Source organism: Brevibacterium daeguense (assembly GCF_021729135.1).
GTDB classification, from domain to species: domain Bacteria; phylum Actinomycetota; class Actinomycetes; order Actinomycetales; family Brevibacteriaceae; genus Brevibacterium; species Brevibacterium daeguense.
In genome coordinates this window covers 1-526 of the sequence record NZ_JAJTWW010000037.1, presented here as the reverse complement: position 1 = coordinate 526, position 526 = coordinate 1, and the positions used below count along the sequence as shown (strand labels likewise).

Genomic DNA, 526 nt, shown 5'->3' with positions numbered 1-526 from the left:
AAGAAGGGATCGTCTAAGAAGGCGAAGAAGGGAGGAAGCAATGTCTTCGACATGTTTACTCAGAAGCAGGTGGCGGAGTTCAAGGAGGGCTTCCAGATCATGGACCGCGACCGCGACGGCGTCGTAGACAAGAACGACCTCCGCGGCACCTTCGACGAGATCGGCCGCATGGTCTCCGACAGCGAGCTTGACTCCATGCTGGCTGACGCCCCCGGCCCCATCAACTTCACCACCCTCCTTCACATGTTCGCCTCCAGGTCCTCCGGAGAGTCCGACGACGACGATGTGGTCGCCGCCTCCATCCGCGCCTTCGAGAAGAGCCCCGGCAAGATTGAGGCAGAGCAGTTCCGTACCATGCTCATGGCCTTCGGTGACAAGTTCACCAACCAGGAGGTCGATGAGGCCTTCGACATGATGGAGCTCGATGAGGACACCGGCATGATCGACTCCGACGCCCTTGTTGCCATGCTGTGCGCTGGTGGCGCCAAGGATGAGGCCGCTGCCTAAATGCCCATCTTCCACTACC

1 protein-coding gene is annotated in these 526 nt (G+C 60.1%); it reads left to right on the top strand.

The genetic code is table 11. The annotated features are described in order from the left end of the window. Window positions 1-507, top strand: a 507-nt coding sequence (locus tag LXN01_RS16555) for an EF-hand domain-containing protein (RefSeq protein ID WP_236866830.1), incomplete at its 5' end; no start/stop codon positions are given. Between the last annotated feature and the right edge of the window lie 19 nt (window positions 508-526).